The following is a 691-nucleotide window of genomic DNA, read 5'->3' as shown; positions in this document are numbered from 1 at the left end:
TGGCAGTCAGGTCAAAATCCCTGGCTTCGTGATTCCTCTTGAGGGAGATGCCAACACGGTGACGGAATTTTTGTTGGTGCCGTATTTTGGGGCGTGTATCCACGTACCACCACCACCACCAAACCAAATCATTTACGTGAAATTTCCGAAAGGCGCACCAGTACAGGAACTTTGGGATGTCATTTACGTGGTGGGAACATTAAAAACCGAAACCATTAACCATGAACTGGCAGAAACCGCGTATGTGATTGAAGGTTCAAAAATCGAAGCCTACGACGATATGTAGTCGTCGATTTCGAGGTACACCAAAGGCGTCGCATCGGCGCCTTTGTCATCTTTAAATGTTAAACAATGTAGCGCGATAAGTACGCTAACACGCCCACATAAAGAATCAAAAGAAACGCTATCGACAGGTGCTTTTTCAGTTTACTTGCTTCCGAGAACTTCATCGCCCCTCCAAAATAACGATAACAATTTTAACAACTCATTATCATTTTGGATAGACCTATTCCTTCAAAATCTGAGACGCTCTCTCTGGTCGCCTCGCGGATTAAGGTGTAAATTGAGGCAAGCGTCAAACGCAAGCTCTTGGTAGGAAAATACATGGCAGAACCAACGAAACAACCTGTAGTGATTGAACACCAGCCTAATACGCAGAAAAACGGTCACCACGACAAGAAAACGGGTTACA

General features: G+C 44.7%; 1 protein-coding gene. It reads left to right on the top strand.

The window, feature by feature from the left end; translation table 11 throughout:
* On the top strand, positions 1–286 hold a 286-nt coding region (locus R7044_RS25615; protein WP_225456047.1), incomplete at its 5' end, for a DUF3299 domain-containing protein.
* Positions 287–691 lie beyond the last annotated feature (405 nt).

The organism is Vibrio sp. 1402 (assembly GCF_033340275.1).
Note: the sequence above shows the minus strand (reverse complement) of the source record. Positions and strands in the feature narration are given on the sequence as shown.